This is a genomic window from Rhodoplanes sp. SY1, from assembly GCF_046000175.1.
Classification (GTDB): Bacteria; Pseudomonadota; Alphaproteobacteria; order Rhizobiales; family Xanthobacteraceae; genus Rhodoplanes.
Genome location: NZ_JBEOMB010000428.1, coordinates 1 through 1,008, shown reverse-complemented (window position 1 = coordinate 1,008; position 1,008 = coordinate 1). Strand labels below are relative to the sequence as shown.

The window sequence follows — 1,008 nt, the reverse complement described above, 5'->3', positions numbered from 1 at the left end:
TATCGTCCTTATGTATTAGTGCGCCGGACCGTCACCGGATCGAACGGCCCGACCGCTTCGACACGAGCCCGGAAAGCCGCCTTCGCTTCGCCGAGCGTGTCCGCGTCGCCGCGGTCGGCCGCGCTGTTCGGGAAGATCGAGAACGTCCAGAACCACGCCACGGCGCCGCCGGCCCGCTGCACCTTCATGATGCGGCCAATGGCGCGCTCGCCCATCATGACGCAGTAGTCATCAGGCAACGGCGTCCCAATGGGGATTTCGGTGCGGCGGAGTCGAAGGTCCATGTGTCAGCCCGTCATGTCGAGCCGGTAGGCCACGAATAGCGCCCGCTCGATCTGGTCCGTTGCCGCGAGGACGGCGGCGCGGTCACCGGACTCGGCTGCGGCGAGCACCAGGGCGGCGGCGGTCTGCCACGCCGGCCGCACGGCCTCGCCCTCTGGGAGCGATAGGAGATAGGCCCGCGCGTTGCCGAGCGTCCGCAGCGGGGCGCCGTCACGCGGTCGGATCGGCCGAGCGAGGGTCGAGGACCAGGACATGCCGGGCAACGAGAGCATCGTGGCCTGCGTTCCGGCTCCGGCCTCACGCGGGACACCCCGCCCGGCGCCTGTGATCGCCGAGCGAGGCTGACTGAATTAGGTCGACGGCGGGTGTTGCTCGGCGTCTGTATCGCATCTATTATTGCGTTGCGGCCCAGTGGTGTCCGTGGTAACGCGTTTGACTGATTTTCACCGTCGCCTGCACCGGCAAGGGCATACGACAAGCCCGGCGTGATTTCTGCGTCAGTCGACCCCCGGCGACGGACCAACAGTCGGCTTCGCAACGAGGCCTTGCGAAGCGGGCGGCCGGGGCCTTCGGCTCCGGCCGTTCTGCCTTCCGGCAAGGGCTGCGGCTCTTCTGATATAAAAAGCCCCGGCCATGTGGCTGGCCGGGGCAAGCAGACGATACGCCGACGAGGCCTGTCGAAACGTCTGCTGGCGGACACTTGCGAACCGGAGTGTTATATTCAAC

Annotated in this window: 2 protein-coding genes; both read right to left on the bottom strand. The window is 67.2% G+C overall.

The genetic code is table 11. The annotated features are described in order from the left end of the window. Window positions 1–8: 8 nt before the first annotated feature. A complete protein-coding gene (locus tag ABTU92_RS30155; protein WP_408095209.1) occupies window positions 9–284 on the bottom strand; it encodes a hypothetical protein in 276 nt (91 codons plus the stop codon). A 3-nt stretch (window positions 285–287) separates the two neighbouring features. Next, a complete protein-coding gene (locus ABTU92_RS30150; RefSeq protein WP_408095208.1) occupies window positions 288–536 on the bottom strand; it encodes a hypothetical protein in 249 nt (82 codons plus the stop codon). Window positions 537–1,008 lie beyond the last annotated feature (472 nt).

Bases quoted from the DNA above. Each gene is read 5' to 3' on its own strand.
- ABTU92_RS30155 (WP_408095209.1), bottom strand. From the start codon at position 284: ATGGACCTTCGACTCCGCCGCACCGAAATCCCCATTGGGACGCCGTTG.
- ABTU92_RS30150 (WP_408095208.1), bottom strand. From the start codon at position 536: ATGTCCTGGTCCTCGACCCTCGCTCGGCCGATCCGACCGCGTGACGGC.